The sequence below is a fragment of the Aquidulcibacter paucihalophilus genome, assembly GCF_002105465.1.
Classification (GTDB): Bacteria; Pseudomonadota; Alphaproteobacteria; order Caulobacterales; family Aquidulcibacteraceae; genus Aquidulcibacter; species Aquidulcibacter paucihalophilus.
Genome location: NZ_NCSQ01000026.1, coordinates 1 through 21,591, shown reverse-complemented (window position 1 = coordinate 21,591; position 21,591 = coordinate 1). Strand labels below are relative to the sequence as shown.

At 55.0% G+C, this 21,591-nt stretch carries 19 protein-coding genes; 10 read left to right on the top strand and 9 right to left on the bottom strand.

Annotation, left to right across the window (positions count from 1 at the left end; all coding sequences use genetic code 11):
• A complete protein-coding gene (locus tag B7364_RS02270) occupies positions 1 to 1,407 on the top strand; it encodes an NAD(P)(+) transhydrogenase (Re/Si-specific) subunit beta (protein ID WP_085338325.1) in 1,407 nt (468 codons plus the stop codon).
• Between the two features lie 72 nt (positions 1,408 to 1,479).
• Positions 1,480 to 3,039, top strand: coding sequence for a hypothetical protein (locus B7364_RS02265; protein WP_085338324.1), 1,560 nt, complete (start codon positions 1,480 to 1,482; stop codon positions 3,037 to 3,039).
• On the opposite strand, the gene udk is transcribed toward B7364_RS02265, so the two are convergent.
• Genes udk through B7364_RS02250 form a run of 3 tightly spaced genes read right to left on the bottom strand, consistent with a single transcriptional unit; the run spans position 3,025 to position 4,398 of the window.
• On the bottom strand, positions 3,025 to 3,681 hold the full coding sequence (gene udk / locus B7364_RS02260; protein WP_157893435.1) for a uridine kinase: 657 nt from the start codon (positions 3,679 to 3,681) through the stop codon (positions 3,025 to 3,027). The genes B7364_RS02265 and udk overlap by 15 nt on opposite strands.
• Positions 3,682 to 3,686: 5 nt before the next feature.
• On the bottom strand, positions 3,687 to 4,007 hold the full coding sequence (locus tag B7364_RS02255) for a heavy metal-binding domain-containing protein (protein WP_085338322.1): 321 nt from the start codon (positions 4,005 to 4,007) through the stop codon (positions 3,687 to 3,689).
• A gap of 34 nt (positions 4,008 to 4,041) precedes the next feature.
• Positions 4,042 to 4,398 (bottom strand): hypothetical protein, encoded by a 357-nt coding sequence (locus B7364_RS02250; RefSeq protein ID WP_085338321.1) that lies wholly within the window; start codon positions 4,396 to 4,398, stop codon positions 4,042 to 4,044.
• A gap of 88 nt (positions 4,399 to 4,486) precedes the next feature.
• Here B7364_RS02250 and B7364_RS02245 point away from each other — a divergent pair, with 88 nt between their 5' ends.
• Together B7364_RS02245 and B7364_RS02240 are read left to right on the top strand one after the other, a co-directional pair.
• Positions 4,487 to 5,716, top strand: coding sequence for a serine hydrolase domain-containing protein (locus B7364_RS02245; protein WP_157893434.1), 1,230 nt, complete (start codon positions 4,487 to 4,489; stop codon positions 5,714 to 5,716).
• Between the two features lie 348 nt (positions 5,717 to 6,064).
• Positions 6,065 to 7,966 carry a ribonucleoside-diphosphate reductase subunit alpha gene (locus tag B7364_RS02240; RefSeq protein ID WP_085338320.1) on the top strand — a complete coding sequence of 634 codons (1,902 nt, stop codon included), beginning with the start codon at positions 6,065 to 6,067 and terminating at the stop codon, positions 7,964 to 7,966.
• 331 nt (positions 7,967 to 8,297) lie between these two features.
• Here the strand turns inward: B7364_RS02240 and B7364_RS02235 are convergent, their stop codons facing one another.
• Complete coding sequence (locus tag B7364_RS02235) at positions 8,298 to 9,053, bottom strand: hypothetical protein (protein WP_085338319.1); 756 nt, start codon at positions 9,051 to 9,053, stop codon at positions 8,298 to 8,300.
• Here B7364_RS02235 and B7364_RS02230 point away from each other — a divergent pair.
• The 3 genes from B7364_RS02230 (at position 9,041) to B7364_RS02220 (ending at position 11,066) form a co-directional block, all read left to right on the top strand.
• Entirely contained in the window at positions 9,041 to 9,541 is a 501-nt protein-coding gene (locus B7364_RS02230; RefSeq protein ID WP_085338318.1) for a GNAT family N-acetyltransferase, read from the top strand. The genes B7364_RS02235 and B7364_RS02230 overlap by 13 nt on opposite strands.
• 126 nt (positions 9,542 to 9,667) lie before the next feature.
• On the top strand, positions 9,668 to 10,705 hold the full coding sequence (locus B7364_RS02225; RefSeq protein ID WP_085338317.1) for a ribonucleotide-diphosphate reductase subunit beta: 1,038 nt from the start codon (positions 9,668 to 9,670) through the stop codon (positions 10,703 to 10,705).
• Between the two features lie 142 nt (positions 10,706 to 10,847).
• Positions 10,848 to 11,066, top strand: a complete 219-nt coding sequence (locus B7364_RS02220) for a hypothetical protein (protein ID WP_085338316.1) — start codon at positions 10,848 to 10,850, stop codon at positions 11,064 to 11,066.
• On the opposite strand, the gene B7364_RS02215 is transcribed toward B7364_RS02220, so the two are convergent.
• Positions 11,063 to 12,655, bottom strand: a complete 1,593-nt coding sequence (locus B7364_RS02215; RefSeq protein WP_085338315.1) for a sodium:solute symporter — start codon at positions 12,653 to 12,655, stop codon at positions 11,063 to 11,065. The two genes, B7364_RS02220 and B7364_RS02215, sit on opposite strands and share 4 nt — an antisense overlap.
• Positions 12,656 to 12,866: 211 nt before the next feature.
• Here B7364_RS02215 and B7364_RS02210 point away from each other — a divergent pair, with 211 nt between their 5' ends.
• Positions 12,867 to 13,655: a bestrophin-like domain gene (locus B7364_RS02210; protein ID WP_085338314.1), complete on the top strand. Its 789-nt coding sequence runs from the start codon at positions 12,867 to 12,869 to the stop codon at positions 13,653 to 13,655.
• Positions 13,656 to 13,667: 12 nt separating this feature from the next.
• Here the strand turns inward: B7364_RS02210 and B7364_RS02205 are convergent, their stop codons facing one another.
• Positions 13,668 to 14,948 (bottom strand): extracellular solute-binding protein, encoded by a 1,281-nt coding sequence (locus B7364_RS02205; RefSeq protein ID WP_157893432.1) that lies wholly within the window; start codon positions 14,946 to 14,948, stop codon positions 13,668 to 13,670.
• A 279-nt stretch (positions 14,949 to 15,227) separates the two neighbouring features.
• On the opposite strand from B7364_RS02205, the gene B7364_RS02200 reads away from it, so the two are divergent.
• Positions 15,228 to 15,632 (top strand): hypothetical protein, encoded by a 405-nt coding sequence (locus B7364_RS02200; protein ID WP_085338312.1) that lies wholly within the window; start codon positions 15,228 to 15,230, stop codon positions 15,630 to 15,632.
• Between the two features lie 597 nt (positions 15,633 to 16,229).
• The gene (locus tag B7364_RS02195; RefSeq protein ID WP_157893431.1) at positions 16,230 to 18,011 is read left to right on the top strand and encodes a TonB-dependent receptor plug domain-containing protein; all 1,782 of its coding nucleotides are present in this window, start codon (positions 16,230 to 16,232) and stop codon (positions 18,009 to 18,011) included.
• Between the two features lie 267 nt (positions 18,012 to 18,278).
• On the opposite strand, the gene B7364_RS02190 is transcribed toward B7364_RS02195, so the two are convergent.
• The 3 genes from B7364_RS02190 to B7364_RS02180 form a co-directional block, all read right to left on the bottom strand.
• On the bottom strand, positions 18,279 to 19,643 hold the full coding sequence (locus B7364_RS02190; protein ID WP_085338310.1) for a pyridoxal phosphate-dependent decarboxylase family protein: 1,365 nt from the start codon (positions 19,641 to 19,643) through the stop codon (positions 18,279 to 18,281).
• Between the two features lie 9 nt (positions 19,644 to 19,652).
• A complete protein-coding gene (locus B7364_RS02185; RefSeq protein WP_232780773.1) occupies positions 19,653 to 19,898 on the bottom strand; it encodes an ArsR/SmtB family transcription factor in 246 nt (81 codons plus the stop codon).
• Positions 19,899 to 19,984: 86 nt separating this feature from the next.
• Entirely contained in the window at positions 19,985 to 20,917 is a 933-nt protein-coding gene (locus B7364_RS02180; protein WP_085338308.1) for a pyridoxal-phosphate dependent enzyme, read from the bottom strand.
• Positions 20,918 to 21,591 lie beyond the last annotated feature (674 nt).

The following is a 21,591-nucleotide window of genomic DNA, read 5'->3' as shown; positions in this document are numbered from 1 at the left end:
ATGACCCCATCCATTGCAGCCCTTCTCTATCTCGTTTCCGGTGTCCTGTTCATTCTAGCCCTGCGTGGGCTTTCGAGCCCAGAGACAAGCCGTCAAGGCAATATGTATGGCATGGTCGGTATGGCGATTTCGGTCGTCACGACTTTGCTTGCCGTCAAACTGGATGTGACGACCATTGGCCTCATCCTCGCCGCAACCGCTGTTGGCGGTGGCATTGGGGCGGTTCTGGCGCGCAAGATTGCCATGACCAGCATGCCGCAATTGGTGGCAGCCTTCCACTCCCTTGTCGGTTTGGCTGCTGTTCTGATTGCGGGTGCAGCTATGTATAGCCCCGAGGCCTTTCGTATTGCGGCGGAAGGCGGCGGTATCAAGACCGTATCCTTGGTCGAAATGGGCCTTGGGATTGCCATTGGCTCAATCACCTTTACCGGCTCGCTGATCGCCTTTGCCAAGCTGAATGGCAATATGAGTGGCGCGCCCATCATTCTGCCCGCCCGCCATTTGCTGAACATTTTGATTTTGGTCGGCATTATCGCCTTGATCGGCATCTTGATCGCAAGCCAGGGTGCAGCGCTTTGGGCTTTCTGGGCGCTGGTTGCTCTGTCCTTCCTCTTGGGCGTGACCTTGATCATCCCCATCGGTGGGGCGGACATGCCCGTCGTTGTTTCGATGCTCAACTCCTATTCAGGTTGGGCTGCGGCGGCGTTAGGCTTCACGCTTGAGAATAATGCCTTGATCATCACCGGGGCCTTGGTTGGTTCGTCTGGGGCGATCCTGTCCTACATCATGTGTAAGGGCATGAACCGTAGCTTCATCTCGGTTATCCTCGGCGGTTTTGGTGCCGCTGATGGTGCCGCGGTCGCGGGTGGCAAGATTGAGACGCGTCCCGTCAAGCAAGGCAGCGCCGATGACGCGGCCTTCATCATGAAAAATGCAGAGCGTGTCATCATCGTGCCGGGCTATGGCATGGCCGTGGCGCAGGCCCAGCATGCGTTGAAAGAAATGGCCGACAAGCTGAAAGCCGAAGGCGTTGAGGTCAAATATGCGATCCACCCGGTCGCGGGCCGCATGCCAGGCCATATGAACGTCCTCTTGGCGGAGGCCCAAGTGCCCTATGACGAAGTGTTTGAGTTGGAAGATATCAACTCAGAATTTGGTCAGGCTGATGTGGCCTATGTCATTGGTGCTAATGACGTGACCAATCCCTCGGCCAAAACCGATCCGCAAAGCCCCATCTTCGGCATGCCGATCCTGGACGTGGAAAAGGCCAAGACAGTCTTGTTCATCAAGCGCGGCATGGGTTCTGGCTATGCGGGGGTGGAGAATGAACTCTTCTTCCGCGACAACACCATGATGTTGTTTGCCGATGCCAAGAAAATGACGGAAGCGATCGTGAAGTCATTATGATGAGGGAAATCTTAAACAGATCCCTCTAACACAAGGGTTTTCTTGATCCGTTTGAGCGTATCTGAGAACCCTATGACGCGACAGAAGCTTTCAGATTACCTCGCCAAGCCCAAACTCTTGGGCGCTTGCCTAAGTTTGGCTTGGCTAAGTAGTTTGATTATCGGTTTGCTGTTAGAGCCAACAACCGACATTACGTGGCGCAGCCATATTGCGGGCGAGATTCTGCAAGGCAAGACGCTTTATCGCGATATCATCGACCTTAACCCGCCGCTTTGGTTTTGGGCGGCCATTCCCAGCGTTTGGTTAGGGCAGATTCTTGGAGTTGGCACACCGGTCGTCGCCATGACGCTGGCCCATCTTGGTGCGCTGTTTGCCGTATGGATGTTTGCCAGGGGCGTGGATGGGCTTATTTCTAAAGCGGAACAAGGCCCTGCCATACTGGGTTTTCTGATCGCAATATTGTGGGTGGCGGTCGCCGATGTTGGCCAGCGTGAACAATCCGCCTTGGTGGCCAGCCTATTGTGGTTGGTACTCGCGCTGCGCCGCGACGCGCAGCTTCCAGTCTCGCTTCCCCTCGCCCTCGGCATTGCTGGATTTAGTGCCTATGGCTTTGCACTCAAGCACTATTTCGTTCTCATTCCGATTGTCATCGAAGCGGTTCTGGCGCTGCGACTTGGCAAAAAATGGCGACCCTTCCGGCCCGAGACTTTAGCCTTAGCGGTGTTTGCACTGGCCTATGCATTAGCCGTGCTTCGCCTTGCGCCGGACTTCTTGTCGCAGATCGCCCCGATGGCGGCCATATCCTATGATGCCTTCAATGCGTGGACAGGAAAGCCAGCTTGGTTTGCGCTTTTGATGATTGTTGGGCCGGCCCAATTCATCTTGGTTCCATTGGTTCTGGCACTTCGATTGAGAGACGCGCGACCGATTATCCTGGGCCTTCTTGGTCTTAGTCTGTTGTTCCTGCTGATCATCGTCGTTCAGATGAAGGGCTTTTTCTATCACTATATTGCCTTGAAAGGGACGTGTGTCCTCCTCTTGATCGTGTGGTGTGCCCGCGAAGCGCCTTTACCCAAGCTCGACAGTCTCTTGGTCTGGCTTGGGCTGTTGGGCTATTTCATTTCGATGGTCATCAGCCCCCTGGTTGTTGTTGTGACCACCGGGGCGACACCCGTCTCAGAGAATTTGCGCCAGCTGATCAACGCAGAGCCGGCTTCAAACCGCATTATGATCCTTTCAACCGTCCCCCAAAACAGCTTCTATGTTTTGGTTCGGGAAGGGCGCAGCTTTGGTGGGCGACATTATTCCATGTGGATGGTTCCAGGCCTGATGGTTCGGGCACAAGATCCGGCAGTGGCGAAAGCGGCCCAAGATCAACTGGCTCGCGTGCGCCGGGACTATCTGGAAGATATCCAGTGCTTTGCCCCCACTATTTTGATCTCCCAAAGTGAGCGCTTTGAAGGTCTAAGGCCGATCCAGACCAACGGCATGGGATTCCTGCGCGAAGACCCCGTTGTGGATCGCTGGATCGCGCAGCATTATCGCCCCGACTCCCGACTCGAGGATTTCCAAGTTTGGCGACAGATAAAGCCAATCCCTATTGCGGCCACCTGCCCGTCACAGCGGCGGTAGGCCGAGTGCCTTGCGAATAGCGGCGGCAATTTGCGCCGCTGCTCCAAAGGCAGTTTCAGATTGTGAGCCCTGCACGCCAGTACCCCCTGAGACGATCAGATCTGCATTCAACCGGCTGGGCCCTGTCCAACGCTCATAGGCGGGGCGGACGGTGGAAAGATATTGGGCTGCCACGGTTTCGGGGGTGCGCCCGCGCTCATGAATGTCGCGCAAGAGCCGACGCAGCAGTCGGATGTCGGATGGCGTGTCGACAAAGACTTTCAGGTCACACAGATTATAGATGGCGCTGTCACACAGGGTGTGGGTGCCCTCTAAGATCACCACATCACAGGGAGGTAAGCGGTGGGTTGCTTCCCGTCTTCCATGGATGGTGAAGTCATAGATGGGTACATCCACAGTTTCGCCTGCTTTGATCGCCTTTAGATGCTGTTCCAGCAGCACATGGTCCCGCGCTTCGGGCGTGTCAAAGTCATAAGTCGCAGGGTCAAAACCCGGCAGAGAGCGACTGTCCTTGTAATAATCATCCTGGCTGACAATGCGCGCATTCAAAGGGCGCAATAAGCTCACCAATTGCGCCGCGGTTGTCGTCTTGCCAGAACCGGAACCACCGCTGATCGCGACCAAAAAAGGGGGATTACTCACGCCGTCTATCCAAGGCGCACGGCGGTGCCACTGGCGGCCACCATCATCATGGTGCCTTGGTGGACGCCGCCTTCAAAATCGATGGACACGCCAATGACGGCATCTGCGCCAAGGGCTTTCGCTTCGATCATCAGCTCATCAATCGCCACTTGGCGTGCTTCGCGCAGAGTCTTCTCGTAAGCGCCACTGCGCCCACCTATAACGTCGCGAATGCCAGCAAACAGATCGCGGAAAACATTGGCCCCGATAACCGCTTCGCCCGCGACCACGCCCAAATAATGGGTCACTTTGCGCCCCTCTACGGAATCGGTTGTTGTTACGATCATCCTAAGCTCCTTCAATCATCGTGGGGTTTGTGCCCTAGTCGTTCACGGGTTCTTTCAAGACGGGGGCAGGCATAGTGCCAACAAAGGTCTGCACATTACAGCCATAGCCGGGCTTTAGCCGCGCTTCGGCTTGATTGAGGCCAGAGAAATTCACAATTACCCGCTCGTCCATATAAACGATCTGGGCACCCTCGATCTGAGGCCCGATTTCGGCGCGGCAAGCCTTTTCGTCTCTGTTTTGCACATAGAGGCAGCTACACATTTGGCGCGCGATAAAGCCCGCACCAATCTCGCCATATTTGCGCGCTTGGTAGCCAACCGCCAGCACGATGATGAATATGGCAACAAGGACGATGCCAACGATCGTGGAAAAAGAAGGCAGTTTGCGCACTGGCCATAGAACCTTATAAAGAGAGTCGTTAGAGACCAGCCTAATCCGGTCTGTCCTGTTCATCTAGAGGCTAATGATGCGCCGCGCCATGCGTCCAAGCAGAAATTTCCCCACACTTTCCCGCCCAATCTGGCTTGGCCTTGCAGCTTGCGCAGCGCTTGCGACCGGCGTGGGTACATTTGTGGTCGCACAAGACAGTCAAAAGGCGCAAATGGCGGCCTATGCTAAGGCCCCATTGGTGCCTCTGCCGCCGCAGCCCAAGGATGTGCCTTTCCCGACTGAGACTTGGCCACGGGGGGAAGCACCTAAAGCCGCTGCCCAGGTGATCAAGACCCAGTTTGATAAGGCCTTTAACGATTCGAGCTCTCCTATGGGGCAGACCCGCGCCGTCATCATCGTTCAAGGTGGCCGGATCGTCGCGGAACGTTATTCAACCGGCTTTGACGAGAAATCGAAGCTTATCTCGTGGTCGATGGCGAAAAGCGTAACCTCCAGCCTTGTCGGCATTGCGATGCTGGATGGTAAGCTGAAGCTGGACCAGCCCTTGAACGATCCCCTATGGGATGATGGCGACCCTCGCCGCAACATCACCATTCGTCAGGCCCTGCACATGAGCGACGGTTTGCGCTGGCGGGAAGATGGCTATTCAGACCCTGTTTCCAATGATGCCGCCAAGATGTTGTTTGGCCCAGGGCGGGAAAACATCGTGGCCTATGTCGCTGATCGTCCGACTGAGTTTAAGCCCGGCGAGAAGTGGCGCTATTCTTCTGGCACCACCAATTTGATCTCGGCCGCAATTGCCCGTGCGGTGTCGCCCCGCAGTCTCAAGGACCCGACGGGTGCGGAGGGCTATCGCAATTTCATGTATGATCGGCTGTTCCGCCCCATCGGCATGAATAATGTGGCGGCCGAGTTTGATTTGGCGGGCAATTTTTACGCCTCTTCCTTGGTGCATGCGACCGCGCAGGATTGGGCCCGCTTTGGCCTCCTTCATTTGCGCGACGGGGTTTGGGACGGCAAACGCATCCTGCCCGAGGGCTATGTTGACTTCCTGCGCACGCCAACCACGGCGGAGGGGGCCACCAGCTATGGCGCGCATTGGTGGCTGAGCCTGCCAAACAAACAAGGCACGCTGAAGAACGGTCCCTATGATTCGTTTGAAGCCCACGGCTTCCAAGGACAATGGATCGGGGTGATTCCCTCCAAGGATTTGGTGATTGTCCGGCTGGGTTTGATGACGGACGAATCAGGCTGGGATACGTTGGATGCGTGGCTGCAACCAATTGTGGATGCCTTTCCACCTGTGACCCGGCCCTAGGGGCCGCCAATACCCCAATAAAGCGACTAGAATCGCGGGTTTTCTCTTCATCTTCATGAAGAATCCCAAGCGGCTGCCCGTCTGCATTAATCTCTCATTAACTGAAAAATACATTTTGCGTGAAAAACCCCATTGACCGTTCTGCCAAGCCACATCCACTATATATGGTGTCTTGCTCTGGGGGCGGGCGCAAATTCTAGGCAGAACGCCGAATCATCTCAATCTGCGCAAACATGTGAGTCGCGCGAACGAACTTGTGTGCACTGCCACATTAGGGGCTGTTCAAAGGTTGGGGAATCGGGTGTTCTGAACGGCTGACGGGCCGGTAACGATTTGGGAGCAGGAAGAATGAACGGGAATGATGCAGCTACCGCTAATGCCATCGAAGCTGTCGCCAGCGCAGCACCGGCACTTGCGCGCCGTGCCGTCCATCGGGGTAAGCCAAAGGCCGTTCAGTTGCGGATCGTTGAAAGCGTTAAAGTAGATCGGTCGCGCGATGCGCTCTTGACCGATTTCGGCAAAACCACGCTGGAAGATCGCTATTTGCTGCAGGGCGAAAGCTATCAGGACATGTTCGCCCGCGTCGCCACCGCGTATGCCGACGATATTGCCCACGCCCAGCGCCTGTATGATTATATCTCCAAATTGTGGTTCATGCCCGCAACGCCTGTCTTGTCCAATGGCGGGGCAGAGCGCGGTTTGCCCATCTCCTGCTTCCTGAATTCGGTGGACGATAGCCTGGATGGCATCGTGCAGTCCTGGAACGAAAACGTCTGGCTGGCCTCTAATGGCGGTGGCATCGGCACCTATTGGGGGGGCGTGCGCTCGATTGGGGAAAAGATCGGGGCCAATGGCCATACCAGCGGCATCATCCCCTTTATTCGCGTGATGGATTCCTTGACGCTCGCGATCTCGCAAGGCTCGCTGCGCCGCGGCTCGGCTGCTGTCTATTTGGATGTGCACCACCCAGAGATCGAAGAATTCCTTGAAATTCGCAAACCCTCGGGCGACTTCAACCGCAAGAGCTTGAACCTGCACCATGGCATCAACATTACCGATGACTTCATGGAAGCGGTGCGCAATGATGGCGATTTCAGTCTGATCAGTCCCAAGACCCAGGAAGTGGTGCGCACGGTAAAGGCGCGCAAAATCTGGCAGAAAATCCTCGACCTGCGCCTGCAAACCGGCGAGCCGTATCTGCTGTTCGTTGATACGGTGAACAAGGCGATGCCGGCTCACCAGCGCAAGCTGGGCTTTAAGGTTCGCCAGTCCAATCTGTGCAGCGAAATCATGTTGCACACCGGCAAAGACCATTTGGGCAAAGACCGCACGGCCGTGTGCTGCCTATCTTCGCTCAATGCGGAAACCTATATGGAGTGGAAGGACGATCCAAACTTTATTGAGGATGTTTTCCGTTTCCTCGACAATGTGTTGGAAGACTTCATTCAGCGCGCGCCAGACGAGATGGAGCGGGCAACTTATTCCGCCTTCCGCGAGCGGTCGGTCGGTTTGGGCATCATGGGCTTGCACTCCTTCTTGCAAGCCCAAGGCGTTCCCTTTGAAAGTGCTATGGCAAAAAGCTGGAATATGCGGATTTTCAAACAAGTCCGCCAAGCCGCTGATGCGGCCTCGGTTAAGCTGGCGCAAGAGCGTGGGCCTTGCCCTGACGCGGCAGAGCAAGGCGTAATGGCCCGCTTCACCCATAAGCTGGCGATTGCGCCAACGGCATCCATCTCGATCATTTGCGGCGGGACTAGCGCGGGTATTGAGCCAATCCCCGCCAATATCTACACCCACAAGACCTTGTCGGGATCGTTTTCGGTGAAAAATCCGTATCTTGAGAAGCTTTTGGACTCCAAAGGCCTCAATAATGATGCAACCTGGACTTCGATTCTCGAGAATGAAGGTTCGGTCCAGCACCTCGATTGTCTGACGGACTTGGAGAAGTCAGTTTATAAGACCGCCTTTGAATTAGACCAGCGCTGGGTGATTGAGCTGGCAGCAGATCGCACGCCCTATATCTGCCAAGGCCAAAGCTTGAACGTGTTTATCCCCGGCGATGTCGACAAATGGGATTTGCATATGTTGCATTGGTCGGCTTGGGAAAAGGGCATCAAGAGCCTGTATTACTGCCGCTCTAAGTCCATCCAACGCGCCCAAATCGCAGGCTCGGCCAATAAGGGCGAGGATGTGGTGGATATGGCAAGCAGTGCCCCGACCAATTATGACGAGTGCTTGGCCTGCCAATAGGTGGGTCAACAAAAATTTGGGCGTCTGGTTGAGGGGCCCATACAGAAAGGTCCCAGACATCACTTTGTAATGCAAAGCCGATGCTGAGACCTTGTCCAAATTGCGCTCTAGTTCACGGCTAGTCGCAGTTTGCAGCCGGGTTGCCGGACCAATAGCGGGCGGGCGAGGATTAATTCTTCGTCCGCCTTTTTCACTTAGCCTGCTTCGAGAATTATGGAATCCCCTAACTGTCAAATAGTCGCCGCTAATGGTTAACAGTCTTCTAACTTTTGAGCCGAGAAGCAAGCGAATCAAACGACTGAACTACCAGCACCGTGTTCAAGAAATTCGGTCAATGGTCCAACGAGCGTATGTCTCGCCCAGTCATGTCGATCTTATTCACCTGCGCGAAGCGCAAGAAAGAGCCCATCGGGAATTCAGTCCAGCTGCGGTGGGCGGTGTCGAGGCCTAGGGCTGCGGCTACGTCAAACACATAATCCTGACAGCCAAAGGTCTTACCCTTGTCAGGGCCGATCAGGCTGGGTCGCAGACGATAGCGGTTTTCAGAGCGCCAGCGCCGATCAACGGCGAGTGCTGCCTGATAGCGGGCTTCATCGACGCGAACATGAACTTGCAAATGCCGCCACCAGCCATCATCCACCTTCATCAGACCCGGGACAAAGTCCTGACCCGTCACCGCGCCCCAAGGCAGGATCAAGGCCGCGGCCATCGCCTTGACCGCTTGGATCTGGTCTTGCGCATAATAGCCGCCCTCGCGTGTGCCAGGCTTTGCCAAGGGCGGCGTTTCGGGCCATTCCAGCCATAAATGGCCGATAAAGTCGCCCTTAGACGGGGTAGGCTTGGTGGCAATAATGGTGATGACCCGACCGGGCACAGACGTATCGGTGCGCAGATCAAGCGAAGCGGCGCGCGGCACAGGCTCAATCGGTGCGTAATAGGAGCGCATCCAAGCGGCTAGGACGAGGCCTAAGTTCAAGACAATCCACGCCAAAATCGCAAGCAAGGTCAACAAAATGATTTTGCCGCGCCGCTGCTTGGTTGCACCCGCGGTCTTGCTTGTGGCAGTCTCGTGCAATGCGCTATTCAATTCGACCTGCCACGTTAGAGGATGCAGCCTCTATTCAAGCAATCTATGCCCATCATGTCAAAACAGGTACGGGCACGTTTGAGCTGGACCCGCCTGACTTGGCAGAAATCCAAGCACGTATGGACAAAATCTCAAAGCGCGGCAGCCCTTGGCTGGTGGCCTGCCGCGAGGCAGGCGACATTATCGGCTATGCTTATGCCGGGGCATTTCGAGAGCGGCCGGCTTATAATTGTACAGTGGAAGATTCCATTTATCTTGCCCCTGAGGCCATTGGCCATGGCGTCGGCCGCGCGCTTTTGGCCGAATTGATCGCCCAATGTACCAAGTCTGGCTATACCCAAATGCTGGCGGTGATTGGCGATAGTGGCAATTTAGCCTCGATTGGTTTGCATCGGGCCATGGGCTTTACCGATATCGGCGTGCTGCGCGAGGTTGGCCATAAGTTTGGCCGCTATTTGGATGTTGTGATTTTGCAGAAAAGTCTGTGAACAAGTCGCCAGAAACGGGGAATCATTGTTTCGTGTTTGCGCGATGTTGTTAAGCTGGTCTTAACCAAGCCCCGATCTATATGTAGGGGCACACAGCACGAAACACACACGATATAGGGGCGATCAATGGCATTTGGTGATAATGGTTCGGGCGTCGGGTTGGTCACACCTTCTCATAGTTACAAGCCATTTCGGTATCCTTGGGCCTATGAATTCTGGAAGCGCCAGCAGCAAGTTCACTGGTTGCCAGAAGAAGTGCCGCTGGGCGAAGATTGCAAAGACTGGGCGACCCGTCTGAACGATAATGAGCGCAACCTTCTGACCCAGATTTTCCGCTTCTTTACCCAGTCCGATGTCGAGGTGAACGACAATTATATGGAGCGCTACGCCCGCGTCTTTAAGCCGACTGAAGTGAAGATGATGTTGTCGGCTTTCTCAAATATCGAGACCGTGCATATCGCCGCTTATGCGCTGCTGCTTGAAACCATCGGCATGCCCGATTCGGAATTCTCGGCTTTCATGGAATATGAAGCCATGCGCGACAAGCACACCTATATGCAGGACTTTGGTGTCGATACCGAAGAGGATGTGCTGCGTACCTTGGCCATGTTTGGCGGCTTCACCGAAGGCCTGCAGCTGTTTGCTTCCTTCGCCATGCTGATGAACTTTCCACGCTTCAACAAGATGAAGGGCATGGGCCAGATCGTGTCTTGGTCGGTCCGCGACGAAAGCCTGCATTGCGAAGGCATGGTGAAATTGTTCCACACCTATGCCCGCGAGACCGGCAAGCTCTCGGCTTCGGTGAAGGATGATATCGTCGATTGTTGTAAGACTGTGGTGAAGCTGGAAGACAAATTCATCGATCTGGCGTTCGAAATGGGCCCTGTTCAAGGCATGGTTCCCGAAGATATCAAATCCTACATCCGCTATATCGCCGATTGGCGCTTGACCCAGCTTGAGCTGCCAACCGTCTATGGCGTGACCGAGCATCCGCTGCCTTGGTTGAGCCCTCTGCTGAATGGGGTGGAGCATGCGAACTTCTTTGAAGCGCGCGCCACAGAATATTCCAAAGGCGCGACCAAGGGCGATTGGCACGGCGATGATGGCGTGTGGTCGATGTTTGACCGCATGCTGCAAAAGCGCGCTGCCGAAGGTGCCCTATAAGGCCCTCTGATTGACCATTCGTGCCGCGCAAGCGGCACGTATTGCCTAGCCAGATGACAGGTTAGCGCCAAAATAGCTGAATTGATCAAGTATTTGGCTGGCACGCTTCTTGAAATGAGACCATCGAACAGGATGGTCTCATATGCGTCTCGAACTACTTCCCGTCGATAGTCTGACCCGTATTGCCTGGGCGCTTGTAGATGCCCATGGCACAGAGGCCTTGGGCGTGGCCGACCGCACCATCCACGAACTTGAAAGCGAAGGCTCCCCCGTGGTGGCCGATGCTTGGCGCGGCCTGCGGTCAGTTCTGGAAGACGTGCTAGAAGGTCGCCTCGGCCGCGACGCCCCGACGATCCACTAGCGCCAGATCCAAACCAAGACGGCCGTAATCCCGATCAAGACCGCTGCCTGAAGGCGGTAATTCTGCCAAAGCGGACGGGTGCGCAAATGCTCGGTCTCGGCGTCATAATCGGCTTTGCGCCACATCAGGGTTTCAATCTGGGCAAGCTGTGGAGCGGGGGCCAGCAGCGAGCCTATGACCGTTGCTATCAAGGCGACCGCAAAAATGACCACAGCCGCGATCAAGAAGTGCATCTTCAGCGTGCCCAAAAGGGCAATCGTGATGAAGAGATAAATACCGCACAACGTGCCCAAGGTCAGGCCGATGCGGGCCCCGGTCGCATTGGCGCGCTTCCAAAACAGCCCCAACACAAACAAAGCCACGATGGGGGGCACGGCATAGGCCAGCACCGCTTGAATATATTGCCACAGCGAGTCGGCATGCTTTTCGATGACGGGTATCCAAGCAATCGCCAACACCATCAGCACCAAAGTCGTGATGCGGCCAATGCGCACCAGTGCCGTTTGGCTTAAATCCGGTGCGATTTTGCGGGCAAAATCCATCGTCACCAGGGTGGAGGCTGAGTTGAATGTCGAGGCAATGGACGACATGATCGCCGCCAAGAAGCCTGCAATCACAATGCCAACAATCCCAACCGGCAAGAGATCAAAGATCAGGGTTGGATAGACCATGTCGCCCTTGGACAGGTCGGGATAGATTAGAATCGCGGCCGTCCCGGGTAGAACCATCAAGAACAGGATTGGCAGCTTCAAGACTCCGGCAAACAAACTGCCCCACCGCCCATGGTCTAGCGTTTTGGCACTCATCACCCGCTGGGCCATGAATTGGTTGGTACACCAGAAATAAAACCCCAACAGCGGCACGCCTGTGATCAACCCGAACCACGGCACACCTTGATCATCATTGGGGCGGATCAGGCTGAGCTTTTCTGGATCTACTTGGGTCATCACCGCATGCCAGCCGCCTGCTTTCTCAAAGGAAAAATAGGCGATGAAGACAGAGGCCCCGAGGAGTAAAATGGTTTGCACCACTTCGGTCACCATCACAGCCCGTAGCCCGCCAAGCGCGGTATATAGCCCTGCCGTAACCGCCAAAATGGCTGCAATTTCCCACAGGGCAAGACTGGGGAATAAGAGCTTAAACAGGATGGCACCCCCAAATAGGGTCGCCGCGGTATCCACAACGATGTTGAGGAAGATGGTTAGGCCTGAAAAATAGAGCCGGATCGAGCTGGAGTAACGCCGCTCCAGAAACTCTGGCATTGTATAGACTTGGCTGCGCAGCACGGCTGGCAGCACAAAGACGCAATAAATGGCAAGAATTACCGTCGCCATCCACTCATAATTGAACACAGAAATGCCAATCGTATAGGCCGCCCCGGCCAGACCGATCAGTGTGGTGGCCGAAATGTTGGAGCCGATGAGTGCAAGGCCAATGGTCGGCCAAGTTGCAGAGCGGGAGGCGAGAAAATAGTCCTTGGCATCTGTCTGCCCGCGAGAGGCGATCAAACCCAATAGGATAATGCCCACCATATAGCCGATGACAATGATCCAGTCCAAGCTCGCCATAGATGCTTGCAGCGTGTCCATGTCTCTTCCCCCAGATTTAACGGGTTATCTGCGCAACCGTCTGATCACGCTAAAGTGACCACCGGCATTCGACAACCATTCCAGCGAGAGTTTTCACAGCACGTGCTGGTAAGGGCATTGCGCCCTGAACATGTCTTGACCGCATTCTAAACTATAAACGATACTCACCCCTTGGTAGCAGCCAAAACGCGCGGCGCGGAGATGACACCCCATGCTGGACTCTTTCGTGGCAAATCAGCCTTTGTGGCTCTTGTGTGTGATCTTGCTGGTCAGTCTGGTTGTTTTCGAGTTTTTAGGTCGTGTCTTACGCCAATTTCTGCGCCGTCGAGCTGGGGCTGGGACCGACGCCGCGGCAGATGGCATTGATTATTTGCTCTCCAGTGTCTTTGCCCTTTTGGGCCTCTTGATTGCGTTCACCTTCGGCATGGCGTTGGACCGCTATGAATCGCGTCGTGATTTGGTGGTGCAAGAAGCCAATGCGATTGGCACCGCCCATATTCGTACCGCCTTTGCCGCCGAACCCATGCAGAGCCAATTGCGGGATCAGTTAGAGGCCTATGCCAAAACGCGCCTGGCCTATGGGCAGGCCGCCTTTCACGACAAGCCACCCTTGGCCGCAGAATCCGAACGCCAACGCGCGGTGCTGGCAAGCCTTGGAATTGCGGCTACGCAAAGCGTCGCGTCTGCCCCAATGGGCCCTGCCGTGATGGCCAGCGTGAACGAGGTGATTGATGTGGGAAGCACGCGCGAAGCGATTAATCTCGCCAAAGTGCCCACCAGTGTGGTGGCGATGCTGGTCGGCTATGCTTTGATCTCAGCTTTTGTTTTGGGCTATTCCCAAGCCATACCCAGTCTGGTGCAGCGGATTGGCAATGGCTTGTTGTTTTTGCTGCTGACCTTGTCGCTCGTCACCATCTTTGACCTCGACCGCCCGGCAACTGGAACCATCAAAGTCAGCCAACAGCCGCTGGTCGATCTCATTGCCGGATTTAAGAAATAGCGGCTTTGGCGGTCAGCTCGCCTTGCCGTCACGCAGGGCTAGGATGGCGGCTTGCACTTCGCGCTGGCAATCCTGCCAAGCCGCTTCAGAAGTCGTCTCCAACTTGGTGACCCGCTTCATCGCCTTGTCAGCTGGCGACCAGACCATGGTCATTTCCGGCAAGTTGGGCATGGCGACGGCCGAAAGGGCTTGGGTCTTATAGGCCTGCGCAATCGGGTTTTGGGCCACTTCTGGCACGTCATAGACCGCGCGCAGCGTCGGCAATTCCCCGCCTTCAACGGCCATGATTTTCGCCGCCTCAACACTGGTTAGGAATTTCGCAAACGCCCAAGCTTCGGCTGGGTCATGGGTGCCCGCGCTCATAAAGATGGCTTCCACGGCCAAATAGGGGGCCATTGGCCGATTATTCGCGGCTGTAATCCTTGGCAAAACGGCTGCGCCATACTCAATCTCCGGCGCGATCTCGCCCAGAAACCATGGGCCATTAAAAATCATAGCCGCCCGGCCTGTATTGAATAGCGAAGCGACGAGTGACGAGGTTGGGTCATCGGGCAAAATACCCAAGTCACGCCGCCAATACTGAACCAGATCCGAGGCAGCAATATTGCGGGGATCATCCAGCATCAGCTTGCCCGTGGCATCAAACACCCCACCGCCATAGCCATTCATTAAGGCCGCATGGAAGAAGAAATCGTCATAGGCATAAGCAAGACCAAATCGGCCGCGGGCTTGGTCGGTAAGTTTGATCGCCAAATCCTGCATCTCTTCAACGGTTTCAGGCGGTTTGGCGACCAGCTTCTTATTATAGAGCAAAGCAGCAGACTTATAGTTGAAGGGCAGGGCCCAGACCGCATTCTTATAGGTCACCGCCTCAAACATATGGGGCAGAAAGGCTGCTTTGGTTGCCTCATCCAAAAAGAAGTCTAGCGGTGTGATCGTATCGCCCACCTCGGCCCAGCCGCCCAAACGATCATGGCCAAAGATAAATAGGTCTGGACCTTTACCGCGTGGAACCGAGGCTGAAATCTTATCCGCCATCGCATCGCTGGGGATGGCCACGGCGCGGACCGGGCGTTGGCCGGGCTTTAGTCTGCCGGAATAAATCGTGGCCAGCTTTTCAAGTGATGCCTTCTCCGCCCCGCGAAAGCCATGCCAAATGATCAGATTGGGGCGCAAAGGGGGCTTCTTCGGCCCACACGCTGACAGGGCTAACGCGCCAGTTCCTGCCAAACCACCTGCAACGCCTTTGGCCATCCAGCCCAAGGCCTGTCTTCGGTTACGACCCTCAACCATGGCTATCGTCTCCACTTGGCCTTTGACGCGGCTTTTCGAAGGGTGAAAGCAATCTAGCACCTATGCAACCGTTTTCTGCATGGTATTTGCCGGGCCCCCATAGCAAAAGCCCCTTGTTATGCCCTAGCTCCTTAGGGGGCGTGAAACCCGCCACTATCCGCAGTCGCACAGGGTCACTCGGACTCGCCTGGCACGGGAATCGCTTCTCCAGATAGGCTTGTCCCAAACAGACACACATGCCGTCGGCGGTGTCTCGGGCCGTGATTTGGAGTGAAGAAAATGCGCAAACCCGTCATCGTCGCCACAGCACTCGTCGCCGTTACGTTGGCAGCAGGATTTGCTGTTGCCGGGGTTAAGACCTCGGGCGATCACGCCATCACGCCAGAGCGGCAAGCCATCTATACCAGCTGCTTACAGGCAGCAGATGCCAAATTTGACGGCATTCACTTTGACCTTTTGGTTGGCGAAACCGCCGACAAAGTGGCCCTACGCAACCGCGCCATGCGCGCCCACTGCGACGCCTATCGCGCCGACCTCACCACCCGCTGGAACGGCTTTGCCGATTCCTGCCAAGATACCGCCGCTTATTCCGGCATCGAAGGCCGGCCCCTCAACGCCAACAGCGTCGAGACCATGCGCAAAGTCTGCACCGCCATGACGGCTACCCAGTCTGCGGCGAAATAGCCGATCGCACTTTTCTATTTTTGGCTCGCGTTTGGGGTGTGTTGTCTAAGCAATGCATCTTGACCACGCCAAATTTGAAGATTTCTTGCGCTTGGAACGGCTTGAGGCCGCACTTTGCTTGTTTTGAAACAAGAGGACAATTCCTATTGCGCAAGCTGAGGAGTCAAAGGGTACAATCGATCTCGCATCAAGGGCAAAACATCAACAATCTCACAGCTGTGATCGCCTGATAGCGGAATTTCGCTGTCATCGCTAGAAGCAACCTATTAAAGGTAGCTTTCCACGATTTGAGGCTCATTTGAAATGATCAGTTTTTTCTTAGCGGGCACCGTGATTGCCCAAGCTGCGTCGGACGTTACCACAACTCAGCCACCAGCAAGCCCAGCGGTCGCGGAAGGACAGGAGAGCAGCACGACTGCCGAACCTGCCCAGCAAGTCGAAACGATCGTGGTCAAGGCACGACCGCAAACGCGCGATAGCCGGATTGATCGTGTTGTGTATGACGTTCGCACTCTTCCAGACGCCCCAGCCTCAGCGGCAGTGGATGCGATTGGACTGCTGCCCGGTGTCTTTGTAGGAGCCAATAATCGGATCACCATGGTCGGCGGTGCCTTTGTAACTGTGTTGGTGGATGGCAAGTCCATGCCAAGGGCCGCAGCACTTCAGATTCCCGCCAATCAGATCGCGCGCATTGAAGTGATGTCCAATCCGCCTGCGGAGTTCGCCTCCAGCGCCCAAGCTGTGATCAATATCATCACGAAGAAGGCGCAAGAAGAGGACAAGCTTGGCGGATCAATCGCGGCCAGTATCGATACGCTCGATGCTCACGTGATTTCTCTATCAGTCAGTCGGGGCATGAAGCCTTGGAGCTTCAATGGCTTTCTTCGCACGACGAGGAATGAAGAGCCCGTTCGGTCACAGTCTGAAGGGGTTTCTGGAATTGGTGCCAACCGCGAGCTGGAGTCTCAGCTTAGCCAAGGGCACTTTACAACCTTGGGCACCACCGCGTCGCTTCGTGCTATCCGAACGCTCTCGGCCACGGACTCCCTCTCCTGGAGTTCAACTTTCTTTACGAGCGAAGTTGATTACTCGACGCAAGGTATTGAAACCCGCACGCGAACCAATACCCAAACCATTCTCCCGGTCACGACAGCGACAAAATCACCGGGATCCGTGCAATATCATTCTGTCGGCTTCAAGTCTGAACAGGAAGACAAATACAAATTCGATATCGATCTCACCTTTAGCAATAATTTGAACAAGTCCGGCTACCAAAGTCGGCGCGGAACACAATGGTTTTCAAACCAAGAGCGCAAACAAGAGCGCACTTTTGAATTTGAAACGAGCTTTGAAAAAACCTTTAAGGAAGGTCGCGTTCTCTCACTGGGGATGAGCTATAAGGATGAAGACTTTGAACTGGGCTTTTCGGACCTCGGCTATGCCGGCCCCGGCGTAGTCCAATCAAATCTCTTTCTGGCTCAACAAAAAGATCAGGCAGCTTATGGATCTTTTCAGTTCAAGCTCGGCAAATTTGGCTTTCAGCCCGGCCTTCGCGTTGAGGAAACCAGAATAAATTGGTCGGATGGCGCAGGCCTACTTTCTGGGACCACGAGCTATCAGCGTGTCCTGCCAAGCGTGTTTATCACCCACGCTTTGGGTGGCCCTGGGACCCTAAAGGCCAGCTACAGCCAAGGGACGACACCGGGTTCTTTAGTCGATCTTAATCCATTCCGCCGCGCTTTCGGTGTCGACTTTGCATTAGAAGGCAACCCCAAGCTGAAGCCTGCCGATCGTCAGACCTTTGAACTAACGCATGAGTTTGAAAAGAATGGCTTATCGCTCATCACAACCGCTTTCTACCGAGATACCAAAAATGAAGCGAGTTATGGCTCGCGACTGATCGACAACAATGTGGTTCTGGCGACGACCATCAATCTAGGTCGCTCGGAATCGACTGGCCTGGGTTCCACATTGAAAGGAAGATTTGGCAAGAAGTTGAATTACAGTCTCAATTGGGAAGTGAGCAAGATTTCCTTTTCCGATCCGTTTTTTGCGTCTGGATTTTCCCGAGTGGAGAAGTCCCAGTCCAACGGGAAGGCGAGCATCGACTATAAACCAACACCCAAAGACCAATTTGTGTTTTCAGCGAGCTTCCAGAGCGATAGCCATCGTTTGGGGGCTGTCGATGAAGGCTATTGGGAGAATTCTATACAATACACGCGCCGGCTGCCCAACAAAGTTTCTTTGGTTATCACCGCAACAGACATCGGCGTAGAAACGAATCGGGTAAATCGATCTTTTGGACCAGACTTTAGTTCACAATCGTTGAGCGCTAACCCATCACGCGCATTGAGGATTTCCTTGTCGAAAACATTCTGATTCGTCTCGAGTTAAGTGGGCCAGCGTGTGGTGCTGGAAGCCATATAGATGGCTGGTATTACTCTTAGTGGGTCATCGTAATCCAGATGGGACCCCGCAAGACACCAGCCTATCTGGTTTATGGGCCTTTCTCTCGCATGCTTTGTCCCGATCAGTGATTACATGGCACCATCTCAATCCCATGATTTCTTTAAGGCGTGCTGACGTTCACGCCCACGTCTGTGCCAAGTTTTCGTCTTGGAGGGCGAAGCCAGGCATTTGGCCGCTTTATGACGCCGCGTGCCGGATGGTGTCGCGGGCTTCTAGGATCGTCGACACGAGGTCATCAATATCAGCATCTTGGGTCCGCCAAGACGATACGCTGATCCGGAATGCAGGTCTGCCACGCCATATGGTCGTCCCGAACCAAGCCCGTCCGCTGTCGGAAACCAATTTTTGGATCGCCAAAGTTGTTTGATCATCGTCACAGCGCACAAGGACTTGGTTGAGGACGATACGGTTGAGAATATCAAATCCTTCTGCCTTAAGTGCTTGGCCAATTTTTTGGGCCTGATCTATGTGCCGCTCAATCATGCTCGCAATCCCATTGCGACCCAAAGACCGGAGAGCGGCCCAAACTGGGATGCCACGGGCACGCCGCGAAAACTCCAAGGTCAAATTCTTTTGGGCGTTAACCGAGGCCATGGCGTAGGCTGCATCGCTATTCATCGCCTTGGCCAAGGCCGTAGGGTCACGACAAATGGCCATGGCACCGTCATAGGGTGTATTCAGCCATTTATGGCCGTCTGTTGCCCAACTGTCAGCTTGGTCAACATCTCGTGCTAGGTCGGCGGCCAGTGGCGTTGCGCGGGCCCACAGTCCGAAGGCCCCGTCGACATGTACCCATGCACCCGCCTGCTTGGCCTTTGGGATTAAGGTTGAAAAGGGGTCAAATTCCCCCGTGTTGACCTCTCCCGCCTGCAGGCAAAGGATGGTCATATCATCCATCGGGGGTAATTGATCCGGGTCGATACGCCCGAAGCTGTCTGTGCGAGCAATCAGTAAGCGATTTATGCCAAACCCAAGAATTCGCAGGGCTTTCTTGACTGTCACATGGGCGAGGTCGGAGACAATGACCTTAATTTCGGGTGCATGCACGAGGCCCTCTTCGTCAAAGTTCCAGCCATGACGTTCCAATAATGACCGCCGTGCCGCTGTGAGGCAGCTGACGGTGCTCGCGGTCGCACTCGTCCCAAACCCGACCGCACTTTGTCGTGGCAAATCTAGCGCGTCGAGAATCCATTCGGCTGCAACGGATTCCAACTTTGCCGCAATCGGTGAATTGTTAAATGACGATGCACATTGATCCCAGGCTAGCATGAGGCGTTCGGCGGCCGCTGCAATGGGCAGGGTCGCGCCCACCACGAAGCCAAAATAATGAGGTCCGTTAGAGGTAACTGTTCCAGGGGATCCTGTGCCGGCCATCAGCGCAAGAGTTTCAAGACCATCGCAACCTTGCTGCGGCAGCGGCTCATCAAAGGCCGATAATGCTTGGATGGCCATCTGATCTGGAAAAACGCGCCTGTGAGTGACTGAGGCCAGATAGTCTGCGGCATAGGTGTCAGCCCGACCAATCAAATCAAGCTCTTCCATGTTTCGTCCTTATAAATCGGCAATGCTCTGGCTAAATGCCTGCAGAGAGGCCTCATTGCGCTTAAAATAGGTCCATTTCCCCAGACGTTTTGACGTGACCAGACCAGCCTCGACCAACACGCTCAAATGCGCCGAGGCTGTTGCTGGAGTCATGCCCAATTTTTCCGCAATAAAGACGCCACAGACCCCATCTTTGACCAGATCGGCGTGTACTTGCGGGGGGAAGTGGTCACATGGCGATTTCAGCCAAGTCATGATCGACAGTCGGCTGGCGGAGGACAAGGCTGAGGCGAGCTTTCGGATTTCCACAATACGTCAATTAGCAAAATAACTAATGTCGGTCAATCAAAACGTGCGCTGCTGGTTTGTTCGAGCCATGTCGCCATCATCTGAGGCGACATGGTGGCTCCGCCACACACAATGATCACGATTTTTCGAAGATCGGCCAATTCTTTTGCCCTGCTGTAAGCAAGGGCTAGGCTTGCGCCACAAGCAGGTTCAACCAAAACGCGATGATCTTCCAAGAAAGCCTCACATGCTTGCACCGCCTGCGCATCACTGACCCGTGCACTGATCACCTTATTGGTTTGGCACACTTCCCATGCCTGGCCGCAGATCTGTTTGGCTGCAAGTGAGGTCGCAAGTGTAGCCACTTCATCCAATGAGGTGAGCTTGCCCGCTTGTAGGGACGCATGCAGTGATGCAGCGCCATAGGTCTCTGTGGCAATGATCGGTATATGGCCCCAGCCTTGCCGATTAAGACCTTCGGCGACACCGGCTAGCAAGCCGCCTCCGCCAACCGACAGTACGATCGCGTCGGGACGAATATTGCTTGCCTTGATCTCGTCAACCATCGAGGCATGTCCAGACCACAAATGGGGATCGTCAAACGGATGAATAAAGGCGTCCGTCGGCTGCAATAATGACCGGGCAAAGCGATTGGCCTCGTTAAAGTTTGCTCCAGCAATGATCACCTCAGCGCCATAGAGCCGCAAAATATCGCAAGCTTTCACGGACGTTGTTTGAGGAACCACCGTGACGACCGGTATTGAGAGGGCCCGGCCTGCATAGGCCACTGCAATTCCTGCATTTCCTCCTGACGCCGCAACAAACCGGGCAGCCCCGCTCTGCGCATAGGTTGTGCAAGCCCGACCAATGCCGCGGATCTTGAATGACCCGCTGGGTTGGAACGCCTCCATCTTGAGCCAAACTTCCTGTTGGCCCGCACTCAGAATTGGAGATTGGATAAGAGGGGTTTGAATATGTAGGTCCAAATCTGGTCCCCGATGGATTGAAGGATCTGGCGTCCTAGGCGGAGATAAGGATTCGACAATTAGTTGATCAACTAATTAATGTCTAGCGGCATGGCCTTGAAAAGGCAAATTTCCGTAAGGCTCCTTCTCAAGATCAACACCCACCACCACAAGGCGGGTCAGACCGAACGCTCACGTAACAGATGCTGGTGGGCATCGTGATGCTGCCATCTACTCCCTGATTCAAAATGAACGCCTTCTGGGCGTCGGAAAACTTGCTCGCCTTCCTTGTTGTCCACTCCCCCCCAGCACAGCAAGCGGTAGGATGCATTCCATCGATGGAATGCACTTTGGTCAAGCAATTCGCGAGCTTGTTCATGTGGGACCTAATCCAAATGACTTGGAGCGGCACAATGCGTCGCGCCGCTTGCCTTGAAGCCGCCTAACGATTGTTATTGCACAAGCTGGGGAGTCAAAGGGTCAAATCGACTTCGTCGACGCGCGAAGCGCGCCCCTTGACGCCCCATCTCGCGCGCCCAAATTCGAGCACGGCCTTTGCCTAGGCATAGCCTGTGGCAAAGACCTTCCAAGTGGAAAATGGGCTGTGCAATTGGCGATCAGATTCAATGCCAGGCCGTCATACAACGGCGACTTTTGGCCGAAGAACGAACCCGCTCCGCGGGAGGTTTGTGCGT

Coding starts and splice junctions, on each gene's coding strand:
- B7364_RS02270 (WP_085338325.1), top strand. CDS start 1: ATGACCCCATCCATTGCAGCCCTTCTCTATCTCGTTTCCGGTGTCCTG.
- B7364_RS02195 (WP_157893431.1), top strand. CDS start 16,230: ATGGTCGGCGGTGCCTTTGTAACTGTGTTGGTGGATGGCAAGTCCATG.
- B7364_RS02255 (WP_085338322.1), bottom strand. CDS start 4,007: ATGATCGTAACAACAACCGATTCCGTAGAGGGGCGCAAAGTGACCCAT.
- B7364_RS02225 (WP_085338317.1), top strand. CDS start 9,668: ATGGCATTTGGTGATAATGGTTCGGGCGTCGGGTTGGTCACACCTTCT.
- B7364_RS02215 (WP_085338315.1), bottom strand. CDS start 12,655: ATGGACACGCTGCAAGCATCTATGGCGAGCTTGGACTGGATCATTGTC.
- B7364_RS02220 (WP_085338316.1), top strand. CDS start 10,848: ATGCGTCTCGAACTACTTCCCGTCGATAGTCTGACCCGTATTGCCTGG.
- B7364_RS02230 (WP_085338318.1), top strand. CDS start 9,041: ATGCGCTATTCAATTCGACCTGCCACGTTAGAGGATGCAGCCTCTATT.
- B7364_RS02265 (WP_085338324.1), top strand. CDS start 1,480: ATGACGCGACAGAAGCTTTCAGATTACCTCGCCAAGCCCAAACTCTTG.
- B7364_RS02185 (WP_232780773.1), bottom strand. CDS start 19,898: ATGACTTGGCTGAAATCGCCATGTGACCACTTCCCCCCGCAAGTACAC.
- B7364_RS02240 (WP_085338320.1), top strand. CDS start 6,065: ATGAACGGGAATGATGCAGCTACCGCTAATGCCATCGAAGCTGTCGCC.
- B7364_RS02190 (WP_085338310.1), bottom strand. CDS start 19,643: ATGGAAGAGCTTGATTTGATTGGTCGGGCTGACACCTATGCCGCAGAC.
- B7364_RS02200 (WP_085338312.1), top strand. CDS start 15,228: ATGCGCAAACCCGTCATCGTCGCCACAGCACTCGTCGCCGTTACGTTG.
- B7364_RS02205 (WP_157893432.1), bottom strand. CDS start 14,948: ATGGTTGAGGGTCGTAACCGAAGACAGGCCTTGGGCTGGATGGCCAAA.
- B7364_RS02210 (WP_085338314.1), top strand. CDS start 12,867: ATGCTGGACTCTTTCGTGGCAAATCAGCCTTTGTGGCTCTTGTGTGTG.
- B7364_RS02245 (WP_157893434.1), top strand. CDS start 4,487: ATGCGTCCAAGCAGAAATTTCCCCACACTTTCCCGCCCAATCTGGCTT.